At 59.5% G+C, this 15,676-nt stretch carries 15 protein-coding genes; 7 read left to right on the plus strand and 8 right to left on the minus strand.

Features of this window, described 5'->3' with window-relative positions; all coding sequences use genetic code 11:
• Positions 1-5 precede the first annotated feature (5 nt).
• Positions 6-956 carry a protein translocase subunit SecF gene (secF, locus tag FH08_RS0106190; RefSeq protein ID WP_031357491.1) on the plus strand — a complete coding sequence of 317 codons (951 nt, stop codon included), beginning with the start codon at positions 6-8 and terminating at the stop codon, positions 954-956.
• 122 nt (positions 957-1,078) lie between these two features.
• On the opposite strand, the gene FH08_RS0106195 is transcribed toward secF, so the two are convergent.
• The 4 genes from FH08_RS0106195 to FH08_RS0106210 form a co-directional block, all read right to left on the minus strand.
• Positions 1,079-2,353, minus strand: a complete 1,275-nt coding sequence (locus FH08_RS0106195; RefSeq protein WP_031357492.1) for an MFS transporter — start codon at positions 2,351-2,353, stop codon at positions 1,079-1,081.
• A gap of 273 nt (positions 2,354-2,626) precedes the next feature.
• Positions 2,627-3,211 (minus strand): YceI family protein, encoded by a 585-nt coding sequence (locus FH08_RS0106200; protein WP_031357493.1) that lies wholly within the window; start codon positions 3,209-3,211, stop codon positions 2,627-2,629.
• A 48-nt stretch (positions 3,212-3,259) separates the two neighbouring features.
• Positions 3,260-3,832 carry a YceI family protein gene (locus FH08_RS0106205; protein ID WP_031357494.1) on the minus strand — a complete coding sequence of 191 codons (573 nt, stop codon included), beginning with the start codon at positions 3,830-3,832 and terminating at the stop codon, positions 3,260-3,262.
• Positions 3,833-3,988: 156 nt separating this feature from the next.
• On the minus strand, positions 3,989-4,549 hold the full coding sequence (locus tag FH08_RS0106210) for a cytochrome b (protein ID WP_031357495.1): 561 nt from the start codon (positions 4,547-4,549) through the stop codon (positions 3,989-3,991).
• Positions 4,550-5,039: 490 nt separating this feature from the next.
• On the opposite strand from FH08_RS0106210, the gene FH08_RS0106215 reads away from it, so the two are divergent.
• The 5 genes from FH08_RS0106215 (at position 5,040) to FH08_RS0106235 (ending at position 9,772) form a co-directional block, all read left to right on the plus strand.
• On the plus strand, positions 5,040-5,843 hold the full coding sequence (locus tag FH08_RS0106215; protein ID WP_075583295.1) for a paraquat-inducible protein A: 804 nt from the start codon (positions 5,040-5,042) through the stop codon (positions 5,841-5,843).
• On the plus strand, positions 5,840-6,538 hold the full coding sequence (locus FH08_RS0106220) for a paraquat-inducible protein A (RefSeq protein ID WP_081889373.1): 699 nt from the start codon (positions 5,840-5,842) through the stop codon (positions 6,536-6,538). Before FH08_RS0106215 ends, FH08_RS0106220 begins: the two co-directional genes overlap by 4 nt.
• On the plus strand, positions 6,531-8,204 hold the full coding sequence (locus tag FH08_RS0106225; protein WP_031357498.1) for an intermembrane transport protein PqiB: 1,674 nt from the start codon (positions 6,531-6,533) through the stop codon (positions 8,202-8,204). Before FH08_RS0106220 ends, FH08_RS0106225 begins: the two co-directional genes overlap by 8 nt.
• Entirely contained in the window at positions 8,201-8,920 is a 720-nt protein-coding gene (locus FH08_RS0106230) for a PqiC family protein (RefSeq protein ID WP_031357499.1), read from the plus strand. The genes FH08_RS0106225 and FH08_RS0106230 overlap by 4 nt, the downstream gene beginning before the upstream one ends.
• Before the next feature lie 231 nt (positions 8,921-9,151).
• A complete protein-coding gene (locus FH08_RS0106235; protein ID WP_031357500.1) occupies positions 9,152-9,772 on the plus strand; it encodes a glutathione S-transferase C-terminal domain-containing protein in 621 nt (206 codons plus the stop codon).
• An 88-nt stretch (positions 9,773-9,860) separates the two neighbouring features.
• Here FH08_RS0106235 and FH08_RS0106240 read toward each other — a convergent pair whose 3' ends face one another.
• The 4 genes from FH08_RS0106240 to FH08_RS0106255 form a co-directional block, all read right to left on the minus strand.
• The gene (locus FH08_RS0106240) at positions 9,861-10,886 is read right to left on the minus strand and encodes an alpha/beta hydrolase (RefSeq protein WP_031357501.1); all 1,026 of its coding nucleotides are present in this window, start codon (positions 10,884-10,886) and stop codon (positions 9,861-9,863) included.
• Positions 10,887-11,601: 715 nt separating this feature from the next.
• Positions 11,602-12,177 carry a TetR/AcrR family transcriptional regulator gene (locus tag FH08_RS0106245; protein WP_031357502.1) on the minus strand — a complete coding sequence of 192 codons (576 nt, stop codon included), beginning with the start codon at positions 12,175-12,177 and terminating at the stop codon, positions 11,602-11,604.
• Positions 12,178-12,619: 442 nt separating this feature from the next.
• The gene (mnmA, locus tag FH08_RS0106250; RefSeq protein ID WP_031357503.1) at positions 12,620-13,771 is read right to left on the minus strand and encodes a tRNA 2-thiouridine(34) synthase MnmA; all 1,152 of its coding nucleotides are present in this window, start codon (positions 13,769-13,771) and stop codon (positions 12,620-12,622) included.
• A gap of 13 nt (positions 13,772-13,784) precedes the next feature.
• Positions 13,785-14,300: an NUDIX hydrolase gene (locus FH08_RS0106255; protein ID WP_051887820.1), complete on the minus strand. Its 516-nt coding sequence runs from the start codon at positions 14,298-14,300 to the stop codon at positions 13,785-13,787.
• A gap of 224 nt (positions 14,301-14,524) precedes the next feature.
• Here FH08_RS0106255 and FH08_RS0106260 point away from each other — a divergent pair, with 224 nt between their 5' ends.
• Positions 14,525-15,676, plus strand: a complete 1,152-nt coding sequence (locus FH08_RS0106260) for a Re/Si-specific NAD(P)(+) transhydrogenase subunit alpha (RefSeq protein WP_031357505.1) — start codon at positions 14,525-14,527, stop codon at positions 15,674-15,676.

Consider the following 15,676-nt stretch of genomic DNA (forward strand, 5'->3'; position numbering starts at 1 on the left):
AAATCATGGAATTCTTTCGTATTCGCCGCGACTTGCCGCTGATGCAGCGCGCGTTGATTTTCAACGCGATCTCGCTCATCACGTTCCTTGCGGCTGTGTTTTTCCTCGTACATCGTGGGCTGCATCTGTCGGTGGAGTTCACCGGCGGGACGGTCGTGGAAGTGCAGTATCCGCAAGCCGTGCCGCTTGAACCGGTGCGCGGCACGTTGGGCGCGCTCGGTTATCCCGATGCCCAGGTGCAGAACTTCGGCACGTCACGTGATGTACTGATTCGCCTGCCGTTGAAGCAGGGTTTGACGTCGGCGCAGCAGAGCGATCAGGTGATGACCGCATTGAAGATCCAGGACGCGCAGGTGCAGTTGCAGCGCGTGGAGTTCGTGGGTCCGCAGGTCGGTAAAGAGCTCGTGACCAACGGCTTGCTCGCGCTGGCGTGCGTGGTGATCGGTATCGTGATCTACCTGTCGTTCCGCTTCGAGTGGAAATACGCGGTTGCCGGCGTGATCGCCAACTTGCACGACGTGGTGATCATTCTCGGTTTCTTCGCGTTCTTCCAGTGGGAATTTTCGCTGTCCGTGCTGGCGGCCATTCTTGCGGTGCTCGGGTATTCGGTGAACGAGTCCGTCGTTATCTTCGACCGGATTCGCGAAACCTTCCGCAAGCAACGCAAGATGACGGTGATCGAGGTGATCAACCACGCCATCACCAGCACGATGTCGCGAACCATCATCACTCACGGCTGTACGGAAATGATGGTGCTGTCCATGTTCCTGTTCGGCGGAGCGACGCTGCATTACTTCGCGTTGGCGCTGACGGTCGGGATCTTGTTCGGTATCTATTCGTCGGTGTTCGTCGCGGCCGCGCTGGCTATGTGGCTGGGTGTGAAGCGCGAAGACCTGGTGAAGGACAAGAAGCCGAAATACGATCCGGGCGATCCGAATGCAGGCGCGGAAGTTTGATCGCAGGCTTGAAGATGTGACGTTCGAGGTTTAAAAGAAAGGCCGATTCTCACGAATCGGCCTTTTTTGCTTTTGGGCCGGCAATTGCAACGGCTACGTGCAAACAGGCCCACACAAAACCGTCACCTGAATCCCAGCCGCTTGCGCGCCGCCATCAATGCGACCAGGCTCACCACCGCGGCGAAAATCAGATAGAAGCTGGGTGCGGCTTTCGATCCCGTCGATGCAATCAGCCACGTGATGATGAACGGCCCGAATCCACCGAACACCGTCACCGCAATGTTATAAGCCAGCGACATCCCGGTCGTGCGCGTGGCAACCGGAAACATCTCCGACAACAACCCCGGCAACGCCGCGAAATACCCGGTCATCAACACGCCGAGTACCGCTTGAACGACCAGCAGCGTGCCGAAGGTTGGATGGCCGACGAGCCACGTGAAGAGAGGAAAGATCAACACGAGCAACAGCACCGCCGAGATCAGCATGATGCGCGTGCGGCCGTGGGTATCGGAGAGATGACCTACGAAGGGTGAAAGGACCATCTGGATCGCGCCCGTGAGCAGGATCGCGGAGAAAGCCACCGATGGCGCGAGTCCCAACTGCCGGATCGCATAGGTCGGCATGAAGAGCACGAGATAAGTCGCCACCGTGCCCAGCACCACCGTTCCAATGGCGATCAGCAAGCGTTCCTTGTTCGACGCGAAGGTGTCGCGCAAAGGGGTCGTCGTGGGAACGGCGGCGAGGAATTCCGGTGTTTCATCAAGGCGAGTGCGGATGTAGTACGCCACCGGCCCGATCAGCAAGCCGAAGATGAACGGCACACGCCAGCCCCATGTACTCATCTGTTCCGGCGAGAGGTTGCCGGTCAGCACCACGCCAAATATCGCTGCAAGGAGCGTGGTCAAGCCTTGGCTTGCGACCTGCCAGCTCGCGAAGAAACCACGCCGGCCGGGAACGTGCTCGGCCAGGAACGCCGTCGCGCTGCCAAACTCACCGCCGGCCGAAAAGCCCTGCATCAGGCGCGCGAGCACCAGGATCAGTGGCGCGGCAACGCCGATGGACGAGTATGTGGGCAACACCGCAATGATGAACGTGCCCATCATCATCAAGAGGATGGACAGCGTGAGCGCGGCCTTGCGCCCTGCCCTGTCGGCATACGCGCCAAGCACGATGGCGCCGAGCGGCCGCATGAAAAACGATACGCCGAACGTACCGAGTGTCAGCAGGATGGACACCGAGTCGTTGCCCGACGGGAAAAACAGCTTCGAGATAACGACCGCGAAGAACCCGTAGACCACGAGGTCGAACCATTCGAGCGCGTTGCCTATGGACGCGGCTACCACCGCGCGCCACGCGGCGGGCCGACTGATCGGTACTGCTGATGACGTACTGCTCATGCATCTCTCCAGTGTCGACCAGAGTTAGCGTGTCGACCAGAGTTGGCGCTTTAGCGCTTACTCTGGTCCCATGCGCCTACTCTGGTCCCATGCAACTTGTTGCGCTCTTATCGGTGTAACGGGCTGTCGGCCAACGTGCAAACGTGCAAACGTGCAAACGCCACAGACTGTGCCACACCGAAAACCGGATCGATATCCTCGCAATACCGGGTGCGAAAAAAAACCGCTTCGGTCAGAAGCGGTTTTCTTATCCAGCGAGAAAGAACGTCCGGCTTACTGCTTCACGCCTTCGGCTTGAATATGCAGCGTCGTCTTCATGTTGAAGCCGTATGCCTTGCCGTAGTCCACGCCGAAGTCGCCGCGATCGAACGTACCCGTCGATTCCGTACCGCACACTTCTTTCTTCAGCATCGGATGCATGATGCATTTGAACGATTCAATCTTCAGGTTCACCGGCTTCGTCACGCCGTGCAGCGTCAGCTCGCCGATCACTTCAACAGGCACATCGCCCTTGAACTTGATCGACGTGCCCTTGTAAGTCGCCGTCGGGAATTTATCGGTGTCGAAGAATTGCGCGCTCTTCAGTTCACCATTCAGCTTTTCATTGCCGATATCGACCGACGTCATGTCGATGGTCGCTTCCAGTGTGCCCTTCTGGGTCGCGCGATCGAGCGTCACGGTGCCGCTGCTCTTGGTGAACTTGCCGCGCCAGACCGAGAGGCCGCCAAAGTGGTCAGCTTCGAAGCTCGGTGACGTGTGGGCCGGATCAAGCTGATACGTGGCTTCTTCGGCCATCGCGTTGAACGAAACGGCCGCGAAAAGCGCACCGGCGGCTGCAAACAGAAGGTTCTTTTTCATGAGTTTTCCTGGATGAATGTGGTGATTGATGAGCGCTTATTTCTCGGCTTATTTCTTGGCCGCGACGAGGTGGAACTTGATGACGACTTCGTCGGCGACGACCGAGGTGTCCTTCCATTCGCCTGAGCCGACATCGAACTGCGTGCGTTTGATGGGCAATGAGCCATCAAAGGTTTGCGTTGCACCCTGGCTCGTGACGGTGACCGGCACGGTGACGTTCTGCGACTTGCCCTTGATGGTCAGCTTGCCGCTGACGTTGAACTTGGTCCCGCCAGCCGGCGCGATGGCCGTTGAAACAAAAGTGGCGGTCGGGAAATGGGCCGTGTCGAACCAGTCCTTGTCGGTCGCCTGCTTGTTGTAGCTGTCATCGCCGAGATCGTAGCTGCTCGTATCGATGGTGAGATTCGCGCTGCCCGCGGCCGGCTTCGCCGGATCGAAGTCGAGTTGCGCCGTGAACTTATTGAACTTGCCTTCGACCGGCACGTTCATTTGCTTCGATGTCGCCGTCACCGTGCTTTTAGTCGTGTCGACCTGGGCTTGGGCAAACGCCGAAACCGCCACGACCAGCGATGCGGAGCAAACGCCTGCAAGCAACCAACGGGAAAAATTTGCGTGTTTCATGTATGTCCTGAGGCCACCGGGAAAACCGGCCAAGCCGCTATTGAAGAGTCAAACGCAATCCAGCGCAACTGTGCGGAGGAAACTGGCTATCAACAACAAGGAATCAATTGCACCTCATTTCCGATGAATGCGAACCGGGCAGTGCTTACCGGACGCTTACCGAAGGAACGGAATCATGCGTGCGAGCAAACCGTCACGATCGACGAAATGATGCTTCAACGCCGCCAGCACGTGCATGACAACAAGCACGAGCAACGTGTAATTCAGGTAGATATGAACCATCTTCAGCGTGACTTTCAACGCGGTATCCGGTCCGATGATCGTCGGCAACGGTATCAGCCCGAGATACACGACCTGAATGCCGGCCGCCGAGCTATAGAGATACCCGGACGCCGGAATCACCAGCATCAGCGCGTACAGCAGAAAATGCGTGAGGTGGGCGACACCTTTTTGCCAGGCGGGAATGCGCCGCGGCATGGCCGGCGCAGTATGCGTGGCGCGCCAGAGCACGCGCACGACGGCGAGCGCGAACACCGTCACGCCGATCCACTTGTGCCAGGAGAAGTATTTGAGCTTGGTTGGCGTGAAACCGGGAATATCGGTCATGATCCAGCCAAGATAGAAGCCGCATACAATCAGCAGCGCGATCAGCCAGTGAAGGCCGATCGCGGTCCGGCTGTAGCTGTCGGAGCTGGCGAAATTCGGGCTGCGTTCCATACGTGGTCCACCAGAAAAAATGCGCAATTGATGACTTGACCCCAAGCGGTGTAACGCGCGGTATCCGCACTAACCCGACGATAAGGTCTCAAGGCCGCCATCCTACCCGAACAAGTAAAAACCGGCTTTTCGCTAAAGAAATAGTTGCCGATCCCTCCGCGCCCGCGTTACAAATCTGGTATCGGTGGCTTGTTATCCAGGCTCGTATTCGGGCTTTCAGTCAGGTTAACGAGCCGGGCACGCCAACAATTCCATTCGGGATTACATCCGTACGAGGAGCCAATCAAAGTCCGCTCACCGGCATGAGCCCGTGCCGCAGCGCCTTCTGTGACAGGACGGTGAATCAGGTCTCCGAGCTTCTTCCGCGTGGCAGCCCGCCGTTTGTTACCATGCCCGCTGGCCCGGCCCTTGCTCTGTTATGCAGCCGCTCCGGAACCACGACGTTCAAGAAACTAAAACAACACGCCAATACGAGCCCAGTTTTCCGCCTATGGAAGAAGACGATCTGATCGCGTGCCACGAATGCGACACACTGTTTCATAAGCGCGCACTGCCTTCCCGCAGCTCCGCGAAATGCACGCGGTGCGGCGCCACGCTCTACCAGAGCGTTTCGTCGAATCTGGACAAGCTTTGCTCCATCACGCTTGCCGCGCTGATCACGTTTCTGATCGCGCAGGCCTTTCCTATCGTGGAACTGGAAACGAACGGCATTACGTCGCAAACGACCCTGATTGGTGCAATTGTCGCGTTGTGGGGCGAGAACATGGAAGTGATCGCCACCATGGTTTTTTGCGCGACCATCCTCTTTCCGCTCACAGAACTGGTCGCCATGCTGTATCTGCTCGTGCCCTTGCGCGCGGGTTTCATTCCGGCCGGCTTCAGCCAGGTGCTACGCGCGATTCAGTTCGTGCGGCCGTGGGGAATGATCGAAGTGTTCATGCTTGGAATCCTGGTCACGCTCGTGAAAATGGTGAGCATCGCCCGCGTGATTCCGGAAGCGGCGCTATTCGCATTCGGCGCGCTTACCTTGCTGTTCGCGGTCATTCTCACTTTCGACCCGCGCGCGCTGTGGGACATCGCCGAGCGGGTCGGAGGTCACGGACCGTTGCGGTATACACCTTTCGGCGGCCTCCGGTCCGGCGGGGTATCGGCTTATTCGACCGAGCCGCAGTCCAGTACCGCATCTGACCTGCTGCATCCATACGCGCCGCCTCGCGGGACACAGCAAGGCTCGCCGCAAGGATCGCCGGAAGGCGCGCCGCCCGATGCAGCCGCTCCAGGGATTAAGCCATGACCGACACGCCCCCAACCCCAGGCGCTCCCGAAGCAATTGAAGGAGCCGACACGCCCGAGCCGGTATTCACCACGGCCAAGGAGGCGGGGCTGATCGCCTGCCACGCGTGCAACCGCGTGCAAAAGCGCGTGTTCACGGTCGAGCGCCAGCTTTGCGTGCGCTGCGGCTCGCCGCTGCATCGGCGTAATCCGGACGCGGTCGCGCGCACTTGGGCGTTGCTGTTGTCCGCTGCGATCCTGTACATTCCGGCGAATTTGTATCCGGTGCTGCACACATCGTCGATCGTCGGTTCCGAAGACGACACGATCATGAGCGGCGTGGCGATGTTCTGGAACGATGGCGACTATCCGCTCTCCGCGATCATCTTTATCGCCAGCATTCTCGTGCCGATGCTCAAGCTCGGCACGCTGGCGTTTCTCACCTGGGCCACCCAATCGGGCTCCAAGTGGCGTCCTCGCCAGCGCACGACGTTGTACAGAATCGTCGAAAAAATCGGCCGATGGTCAATGCTCGATGTCTTTGTCGTGACACTGACCGTCGCGCTCGTGCGCTTCGGTTCACTCGCCGTCATCACGCCAGGGCCGGGCGCACTTGCGTTCGGCTGCGTGGTGGTGCTCACCATGCTGGCCTCCATGCAATTCGACCCGCGACTGATGTGGGATCACATCGAACCTTCAGGAAAGAAACATGACTAGCCCGCAAGGTCCTTCGAACAACCCCGTCAAAGGCCCGAACGAGCCGTCGCGAAACGCGGGCGGCGGCGGTGGCTTGCCGCCCAATCTTCCGGAACCGGTGATCGAACCGCGTAGCCGCTGGATCCCGTCGCTCGTCTGGGTGATCCCGCTGATCGCCGCGCTGATCGGCATTGCGCTGGTGGTGAAATCGGTGTCGGGACGCGGACCGACGATTACCATTAGCTTCGTGAGCGCCGAAGGCCTGGAGACCGGCAAGACCAAGGTGAAATACAAGGACGTCGATGTCGGCACGGTCAAGGAAATCACGCTGTCGAAAGACCACTCGCGCGTACTCGTCGACGTCCAGTTGACCAAGGTCGCCGAGGACTTCGCGGTGAAAGACTCGCGCTTCTGGGTCGTGCGTCCGCGCGTGGCGGCAAGCGGCGTGACCGGGCTCGGCACGTTGTTGTCCGGTGCGTATATCGGCGTGGATGCCGGGAAGTCCAAAGAGGACGAGACGCATTTTGTCGGGCTCGAAACCCCGCCCGCCGTAACGGGCGATCAAAAAGGGCGGCAGTTCACCCTGCGCGGTGAGTCGCTGGGCTCCATCGATATCGGTTCGCCTATCTATTACCGGCGCGTGCAGGTCGGTCAAGTAGTCGGATTTTCACTCGACAAGGACGGCACGGGCGTCACCATGCAGGTGTTCGTGAACGCGCCGTACGATCAGTATGTCGGGTCGAATTCGCGCTGGTGGCACGCAAGCGGCGTTGACCTGCGGCTGGATGCGAGTGGCTTCAAGCTGAACACTCAGTCGCTGGCGACCGTCGTGCTGGGGGGTATTGCCTTCCAGACACCGCCGAACCAGGAGCCCGGACAGCAGGCCCCGGACAACATGACCTTCCGTCTCGGGTCGGACGAACAGGACTCCATGCGCGATCCGGACGGCCAGCCAATCCGCGTGGTCATGAATTTTAACCAGTCGCTGCGCGGTTTGTCGGTGGGCGCGCCAATCGATTTCCGCGGCATCCTGCTCGGCAGCGTGACGGGCATCGGGATCGAATACGACCCGAAGACGCGCGCCTTCCAGATGCCGGTGACCATGAATATCTATCCGGACCGGCTGGGCAAGCGTTTCCGGGACTCGGTGCCGCGCCAGAACACCGTCGCCGGACAGGAACTGCTGCAGAAACTGGTGTCGAACGGTTTGCGCGGACAGTTGCGTACCGGCAACCTGCTGACCGGGCAGCTTTATGTCGCGCTCGATGTCTTCCCGAAAGCGGCCAAGGCCACGGTGGACCCCACGGCCGATCCGCTCGAGTTGCCAACCGTGCCCAATACGCTCGACGAACTGCAACTGCAGGTGGCGGACATCGCGAAGAAACTGGACAAGATTCCCTTCGACGATATTGGCAACAACCTGAACAGCGCGCTGAAGAACGCGAACAACCTCTTTAACCAGCTCGGTACGGAAGTTGTGCCCGAAGCGCGCGACACGCTCACCGCCGCACGGAAAACGTTCGGCGAGGCGCAAAACACGCTGCAGCAGGACTCGCCGCTGCAATCCGATGTTCATCAGGCGCTGCAGGAACTCACGCGGACGCTGCAATCGCTCAACGCGCTCTCCGATTATCTGGAACGTCATCCGGAATCGCTCGTGCGTGGAAAACCAGGAGATAAGCCATGAGCTTGGCCAGAGTAGTGAGGGCCGTCGGTGGGGTGTCGGCGATTGGCCTGGTCGCCGCGCTCGCCGCGTGCAGCAGTTCGCCGGCCAGCCGTTTTTACACGCTCGGCGGCAACGACGCCGCGACGAGAACGGCCGCGCCCGCGTCGTTCTATCTGGAAGTGTCGCCGGTGGACATGCCGCCGCAAGTCGCGAAAAACCAGATGGTCGTGCAGGACGGCTCGGCGCAAGTCCGGGTGCTCGAGGACGAGCGCTGGGCGTCCCTTCCCGCCGATGAAGTCCGGCGCGCGCTGTCGTCGGACTTGTCGCAGCAACTGGGCGCCATCGACGTTTACGGCACGCCGCATCCCGAGAGCGTACCGGTATACCGCGTGAAGGTGAATGTTCAGCGCTTCGAGTCGTCGCCGGGCCGGCGCGCGTTGATCGATGCCGTCTGGAGCGTGCGCGGCGTGAACAACGAGGCTGTCCTGACGTGCCGGACCGTGGCCGGGCAAACTGTCGATGCCGGATATGACGCGCTGGTGGCGGGGCATCGGCGAGCGGTCGATCAACTCGCCAGCGAGATTTCCGCCGGGGTTCGGACGGTGAGCGCGGTGCCTGTGCCCGTGTCGTCTTCCGCTACGGCCGGCAAGTCCGGAAAAATCGCAGCTCGCGTGCCGGCGGTGCTTCCCTGCCCCGCCGCTGCCATGTCTGCAAACGCGGCTGCGCCTGCACAATAAATATGGCTGACATGGTTGCGCGCTACGTCTTGACATGACGCGGCGTAGAAGCCAAAGCCCCTGTCAGGAGCGCGACTCCGGGCTCCGGGACAGCAACCCGGTTGCACCGAAAGGTGCGCCGGGTTTTTTGTCGCCCGACCACAACGCCGCTATCTTGAATTTACAGTCGGCGCGCGTTCGGGCGGTTAATATCCATCTCCGTGACTAATCTTTGCAGAAACGACAACACAGATGATGAAACTGATCGGTTCGCTCACCAGCCCGTACGTCCGAAAGACGCGGATTGTGATGGCAGAAAAGAAAATCGACTGCGAACTGGTGCTCGAAAACGTCTGGGCATCGGATTCGAAAATCCATAGTTTCAATCCGCTCGGCAAGGTGCCGTGCCTGATCCTGGACGATGGCGAAGCCGTTTTCGATTCGCGCGTGATCTGCGAATACGTCGACACGCTCACCCCGGTCGGCAAACTACTGCCGCAGGAGCGCCGCGAACGCACGGAAGTGCGATGCTGGGAAGCGCTCGCCGACGGCATGCTCGACGCCGCCGTTCTGATTCGCCTGGAAAGCACCCAGCGCGAGGAAGGGCAGCGCAACGAGGCGTGGGTGGTGCGCCAACAGCGCAAAATTGACGACGGCCTGAAGGCCATGTCAAAAGGGCTCGCCGCCAAGCATTGGTGTTCGGCGAATCACTTCACCCTCGCCGATATCGCTTGCGGTTGCGCGCTCGGATATCTCGATTTCCGGACGCCCGACCTGAACTGGCGCGAGGAATATCCCAATCTGGATAAGCACCTTCAGCGTTTGTCGCAGCGCCAGTCTTTCATCGATACATTGCTGACTGACGGTAACTGAGGCTTCATTTGCCGCAGTGAGCATGACTTGAAAAGCCCCACGCGTGGGGCTTTTGCTTGTCGTGGCGATTACCCGCGTGCGGCGCCGCTCATTTCGCCAGCGCCTTCTTCAGCACGGTATTCGCTTGATCGATCGCGCCGCGCGTAGCCGGGGTGTTGGCCAGCGCGTTGAGCATGACGAAGTCGTGGATGGTGCCGGCATAGCGCACTGCCGTCACCCGGACGCCAGCCTGCGACAGCTTGCGCGCATACGCTTCGCCTTCGTCGCGCAGCACGTCGTTTTCGTCGGTGATGACGAGCGCGGGCGGCAAGCCCTTCAACTGATCAAGCGATGCGCGCAACGGCGACGCCGTGATTTTGTCCCGATCGGCGGCGTTCGGCGCGTAGGCGTCCCAGAACCATTTCATCGCGTTTTTGGTGAGCCACGGACCATCGGCGAATTCGTTGTACGAGCCGTCGTCGAGATTCGCATCGGTAACCGGGTAGAACAATACTTGGTAACGCAGCGCGGGGCCGCCCTGCTCTTTCGCCATCAACGTGACGGCCGCCGCCATGTTGCCGCCGACGCTGTCGCCTGCTACGGCCATACGGGTTGCATCGACGTTGAACTGCTTTGCATGTTCAGCCACGTAGCGCGTGGCGGCGTAGGCCTCTTCTGTCGGCACCGGGAATTTCGTCTCCGGCGAGCGATCGTAATCCACGAAGATCACCGCGGCCTGTGCGCCGTTCGCGATCTCGCGGACCAGGCGGTCGTGCGTATTCTTGTCGCCCAGCACCCAGCCGCCGCCATGGAAATACATGATCACGGGCAGCACGCCCTTAGCGTGGGCGGGACGTACGATTCGGATCGCGATCTTGCCCGTTGGGCCGGCGTCGATCACGCGGTCCTCGATCTGCGCGGCTTCCTTCGATACCGGCTGCGACTGGGCGCCAGCGAGGACGTTGCGGGCATCGGCGGGAGACACGGTGTAGATCGGCGGTCCTTTTTGCGCCGTGAGCGCGTCGATAAACTGCTGCGTCACAGGTTCGAGCACCGGAGCGGCTTGCGCCGCAGCGCTTGCCCCAAGAAATGCTGCTACAGCCGAGGCGATGGCGAAGGACTTGAGCTTGTACATGGTTCACTCCTGTTAGTGAAGGGGACGGCGGGTTAGGGCCCGGTGTGGAACCCGGGTTGATGCGGTTGGGTAAAACGGGTAATGCCTGAGGCTCCCTGCGACTTGCGACGCAAAACGGCTGAAACACGGAATACCGAAAACGAGGTACAAAAACGGATCAACATCTCAAATTTTATCTACTCATAGATAGATAACTAAATAGCGCGACAAGGTCTGGCTAACCTTTTGGTTAGCCACGCAAGAGCTAGGACGAAATTCATGCGAACTGCCGCGTGGCAGCGTCCGACAAGCGTTCAACCAAGCGTTCAACCAAGCGACCGCGCCAGTCGCAACGGATTGCAACTCAGCCTGATCGACGAAAAAGTAAAACCGTCGTATTGATTCACCATTTAGGTGCCAAGTTACAAATTTGGCGGCCCGGCTTCTTCAATACTTTTTGATGACGGTAAAAATAACTTCAAAATAACCCGCCCGCATATAAAATCGGCAATCAAAATCTACCTATCTGAAGATAGATAAATCGATAAGTGCTAATTTTGGAAGACGGCAAATCATTATTAACAACATTCCCAACGATGCCGGCAGGCAACGGCAGATGCGCCCTTTCCCAACGCACCGCGCTTTATCTGCCGCACTATTCTGCGGGCCTTCACGCGGGACTTAATTCTTTCGAATAACTCAACTCTAAGCACCGCGTTTACATTCACATCGTGAATTAACGTTTCACGGTTTGAGTGACTTCGTCCAAACGTACCTTCGTGTGAAATAGTCGACAGGCCAGCAGACTTCCCTGGTACGCCGCGAACAACGCACGCGCCGTGGCGTCAGGCTTTCCATTCACTCTCAATGTTTCTTGCTTCTCGCCTTCGGCCAGCACCTTTGCCAACCAGGTTTCGTTAGCTTTAAAGAAAGCTTGAACCGCATGACGGACGCCTTCGGGAAGCGATTCAATATCAGCGGCAAGCATCCCACAAAGGCAAACCTGATCGCCCTCGCCCACAATTTTTCCAAACAGCTTTACATACCGGTCGAGCTTTTTCTCGGCGGAGGCGGAGCTGTCGATGGCGTAAATAGACGACATGACATCCGCGCTGTACGTGTTCACCGCTTCGAGCACCAAATCTTCCTTCGACGGGAAGTAATAATGAATGCTCGACGTCTTCACGCCGACCAGCGTCGACAAATCCCGATAACTGAAACCGTTGTAGCCGCGGGTCATCAGCAAAACCTGGGCGTGATCGAGCAATTGCTCGCGCACAGTGTTCTTGTCAGGGGTCTTGTCGGTAATCATTTCGGTTTTGGCTTGCTACTTTCGTAGGGTTGTTGCGCTCGTACCTCGTAGCGTAGAAACGACCCGATCAACTCACTCGGGCTCGCAGCGCCAATCTCAGGTACGTCGTTGGTTTGTCTTGCAATTCATCTTGTCATCGCGTTTTGCGTATTTCATCTTGTATCGCATGACATTAATTTATCTACTAGAAGATAGATAGTCAAGATCTTTGTACGTTTTTTCACCAGCTTTTCATCAACTTTTTTCCAGCTTTTCATCAGGGGGCATCCATTTTCCCCCTCTGGACTGTTCAGAAGGCACCCACAGTTCACGGGTATGTACCGATTTTTTGCGAATTACTGATTTGTACGTGGTTTGTGCGTGCTTCCTGGCCAGTAGGCGCACGCAAAGAAGCGGACCGCAGCCCGCTCCCAATCAGCGTGAGTTAGAGCAAGCAGAGAGCCTACCGCGCCGTGAGCAACGCGGCTCGCGCGTCCCGTCGCACAGGTTGCGCAGTCGCGGCCGATTCGATGATCCCGCCGCCCAGACAAACATCGCCCTGATAAAGCACGGCCGATTGTCCTGGCGTGACGGCCCATTGGGCATCGTCGAAACGGAGTTCGAAGCGGCCGTCTACGGGCCCCGATGCCCCCACCACGCAAGGTGCATCCGATTGCCGATACCGCGTCTTGGCTGCACAAACGGTGCCTTCGACCGGCGCGGCGCCCGCGACCCAACTGGTATTGCCGGCCACGAGCGAGTGCGACAGCAACCACGGATGGTCATGCCCCTGCACCACATACAGTGTGTTCGACGCCATGTCCTTCCCCGCGACGAACCACGGGTCGCCGCTGCCGTCCTTGCTGCCGCCGAGCCCGATACCTTTACGCTGACCGAACGTATAGAACGCCAGCCCGACATGCTCGCCGATCACTCGGCCATCAGGCGTTTTCATCGGACCGGGTTGCGTCGGCAGATAGCGGTTCAGGAACTCGCGAAACGGCCGTTCGCCGATAAAACAAATGCCGGTGGAATCCTTCTTGGCCGCGTTCGGCAAGCCAATCTGCGCCGCGATTTCGCGCACCTTCGTCTTGGGCATCTCGCCGAGAGGAAACAGCGTCTTAGACAACTGCGCCTGATTCAGCCGATGCAAAAAGTACGATTGATCCTTGGTCGAATCAGTAGCCTTCAACAGTTCGAACAGCCCGTCGCGCTCGCGCACGCGGGCGTAATGCCCCGTCGCGATGGTCTCGCCGCCCAGCGACATCGCGTGGTCGAGGAAGGCCTTGAACTTGATTTCGGCGTTGCACAGCACATCCGGATTCGGCGTACGGCCGGCCGAGTACTCCCGCAGGAACTCCGCGAACACGCGATCCTTGTATTCGGCGGCGAAGTTGACCGCTTCCACGTCGATACCGATCAGGTCCGCCACCGACACCACGTCGATCCAGTCCTGCCGCGTCGAGCAGTATTCGCTGTCGTCGTCATCTTCCCAGTTCTTCATGAACAGGCCGATTACGTCGTAGCCCTGCTCCTTGAGCAGCCATGCGGTGACCGACGAATCCACGCCGCCCGACATGCCCACCACGACTTTCTGTTTTCCGGCCTTGCTCATTTTGATCTCTGCGTTACTGGCCTGAGGCTGATGAGTCCGAGCTCAAGCCCTCAACCTGCACCGGCGCGACCGAGTGCGTATGAATGAAGTCGAGCGGCACGCGCCGCCCGGCGAGGTAATGATCGAGACATTCCAGCACGGCGGGCGACCTGTGCCGGTCGGCGCATGTGCGCAATTCGTCGGCGGTAAGCCACATGGCCCGCACGATGCCCGAGTCCAGCGTAATGCCGGGCACTTCGCCCGACGTCGTGCCGCAGAACGTAAACCGCAAATACGTGACCGACCTTCCCGGCCGCTCGAAGTGCGTGAGATACGTGCCGACAAGCGCCTGCGGCTCGAAACGGTGCGCGGTTTCCTCGAGCGTCTCGCGCTTCACGGCGTCGACGAGTGTTTCTCCGGCTTCCAGATGTCCGGCGGGCTGATTAATCTTGAGCCCGTCCGACGTGTGCTCCTCGATCACGAGAAAGCGCCCGTCCCGTTCCACAATTGCCGCGACCGTCACGCGAGGTGTCCATCGTTCTGGTTTCATGGGACGCTATTTTACCGTTTTGCGCGTTTTTACGTCGCCCGCGGGGTGAGTGCACGTTGTTGCCCGATGGCGTCATTTTTCGCGAATGTTTCGGTTACAGTGACGATCAGTCGCAAATAGCAGCTTAAACATCCGCTTAATCACGTGCACAGGCGTCTCCGCTTACAAGACACGAGCGACTGCACACGGCCAGATCAAAAACTAGAACGTGAGGAGGATTGAAGATGCATATCGGAGTGCCTGCCGAAACGCGGGCGAACGAGGCGCGCGTCGCCGCCACGCCGGAGACGGTCAAGAAGCTCGTGTCGCAAGGTCACCGGGTCACGGTGCAGAGCGGCGCGGGTGTGCCAGCGAGTTATATCGACGATGCCTACGCCGCTGCCGGCGCCGAGCTAGTCGATGCGAACACCGCGTTTGCCGCTGATCTCGTCCTCAAGGTTCATTCGCCCAACGAAGCCGAATTGCTGCTGCTGAAGTCCGGCGCGGTGATTGCCGGCATGCTCGATCCATTCAACGCCGAAAACAACGCGCGCCTGGCCGCATCCGGCATCACCGCGTTTGCATTGGAAGCCGCCCCGCGGACTACGCGGGCACAAAGCCTGGACGTGTTGTCGTCGCAGGCGAACATCGCCGGATACAAGGCTGTGCTGGTCGCGAGCAATATCTATCAGCGCTTCATGCCGATGCTGATGACCGCCGCCGGCACCGTGAAAGCCGCGCGCGTGCTAGTGCTGGGTGCGGGCGTGGCGGGCTTGCAGGCTATCGCCACGGCCAAGCGGCTTGGCGCGGTGATCGAAGCGTCCGATGTGCGTCCGGCCGTGAAGGAGCAGATCGAATCGCTGGGTGCGAAGTTCCTCGAAGTCCCCTACGAAACCGATGAAGAGCGCGAAGCCGCGGTCGGCGTTGGCGGTTACGCGCGTCCCATGCCGCCAAGCTGGCTCGCGCGGCAATCCGTGCTGGTGGCCGAACGTGCAAAACAAGCCGATATCGTCATCGCGACCGCGCTGATTCCCGGACGCCCCGCGCCTACTTTGATCGCGGCGGAAACCGTTCAGCAGATGAAACCGGGCTCGGTCATCGTCGATCTGGCTGCCGGACGCGGTCCTGAATTCGAAGGCCGGCGCGGCGGCAATTGTCCGCTCACTGAAGTCGATCAGGTCGTGATGAAGCACGGCGTGCATCTGGTTGGCTACACCAATCTCGCTTCGATGGTCGCCACCGATGCTTCCGCCCTCTACGCCCGCAACCTGCTTGATTTCATCAAGCTGATTGTGACGAAGGAAGGGACGCTGAACATCGATATGGCCGACGACATTGTCGCCGCGACGCTCCTGTGCCGCGACGGCCAGGTCACGCGCGGGATAAAAGGAGACTGA

The sequence above is a fragment of the Caballeronia sordidicola genome (genome assembly GCF_000729995.1).
GTDB classification, from domain to species: Bacteria; Pseudomonadota; Gammaproteobacteria; order Burkholderiales; family Burkholderiaceae; genus Caballeronia; species Caballeronia sordidicola_A.

Coding starts and splice junctions, on each gene's coding strand:
- FH08_RS0106245 (WP_031357502.1), bottom strand. CDS start 12,177: ATGATTACCGACAAGACCCCTGACAAGAACACTGTGCGCGAGCAATTG.
- FH08_RS0106230 (WP_031357499.1), top strand. CDS start 8,201: ATGAGCTTGGCCAGAGTAGTGAGGGCCGTCGGTGGGGTGTCGGCGATT.
- FH08_RS0106260 (WP_031357505.1), top strand. CDS start 14,525: ATGCATATCGGAGTGCCTGCCGAAACGCGGGCGAACGAGGCGCGCGTC.
- FH08_RS0106205 (WP_031357494.1), bottom strand. CDS start 3,832: ATGAAACACGCAAATTTTTCCCGTTGGTTGCTTGCAGGCGTTTGCTCC.
- FH08_RS0106195 (WP_031357492.1), bottom strand. CDS start 2,353: ATGAGCAGTACGTCATCAGCAGTACCGATCAGTCGGCCCGCCGCGTGG.
- FH08_RS0106215 (WP_075583295.1), top strand. CDS start 5,040: ATGGAAGAAGACGATCTGATCGCGTGCCACGAATGCGACACACTGTTT.
- FH08_RS0106240 (WP_031357501.1), bottom strand. CDS start 10,886: ATGTACAAGCTCAAGTCCTTCGCCATCGCCTCGGCTGTAGCAGCATTT.
- FH08_RS0106255 (WP_051887820.1), bottom strand. CDS start 14,300: ATGAAACCAGAACGATGGACACCTCGCGTGACGGTCGCGGCAATTGTG.
- FH08_RS0106235 (WP_031357500.1), top strand. CDS start 9,152: ATGATGAAACTGATCGGTTCGCTCACCAGCCCGTACGTCCGAAAGACG.
- secF (WP_031357491.1), top strand. CDS start 6: ATGGAATTCTTTCGTATTCGCCGCGACTTGCCGCTGATGCAGCGCGCG.
- FH08_RS0106200 (WP_031357493.1), bottom strand. CDS start 3,211: ATGAAAAAGAACCTTCTGTTTGCAGCCGCCGGTGCGCTTTTCGCGGCC.
- FH08_RS0106225 (WP_031357498.1), top strand. CDS start 6,531: ATGACTAGCCCGCAAGGTCCTTCGAACAACCCCGTCAAAGGCCCGAAC.
- mnmA (WP_031357503.1), bottom strand. CDS start 13,771: ATGAGCAAGGCCGGAAAACAGAAAGTCGTGGTGGGCATGTCGGGCGGC.
- FH08_RS0106220 (WP_081889373.1), top strand. CDS start 5,840: ATGACCGACACGCCCCCAACCCCAGGCGCTCCCGAAGCAATTGAAGGA.
- FH08_RS0106210 (WP_031357495.1), bottom strand. CDS start 4,549: ATGGAACGCAGCCCGAATTTCGCCAGCTCCGACAGCTACAGCCGGACC.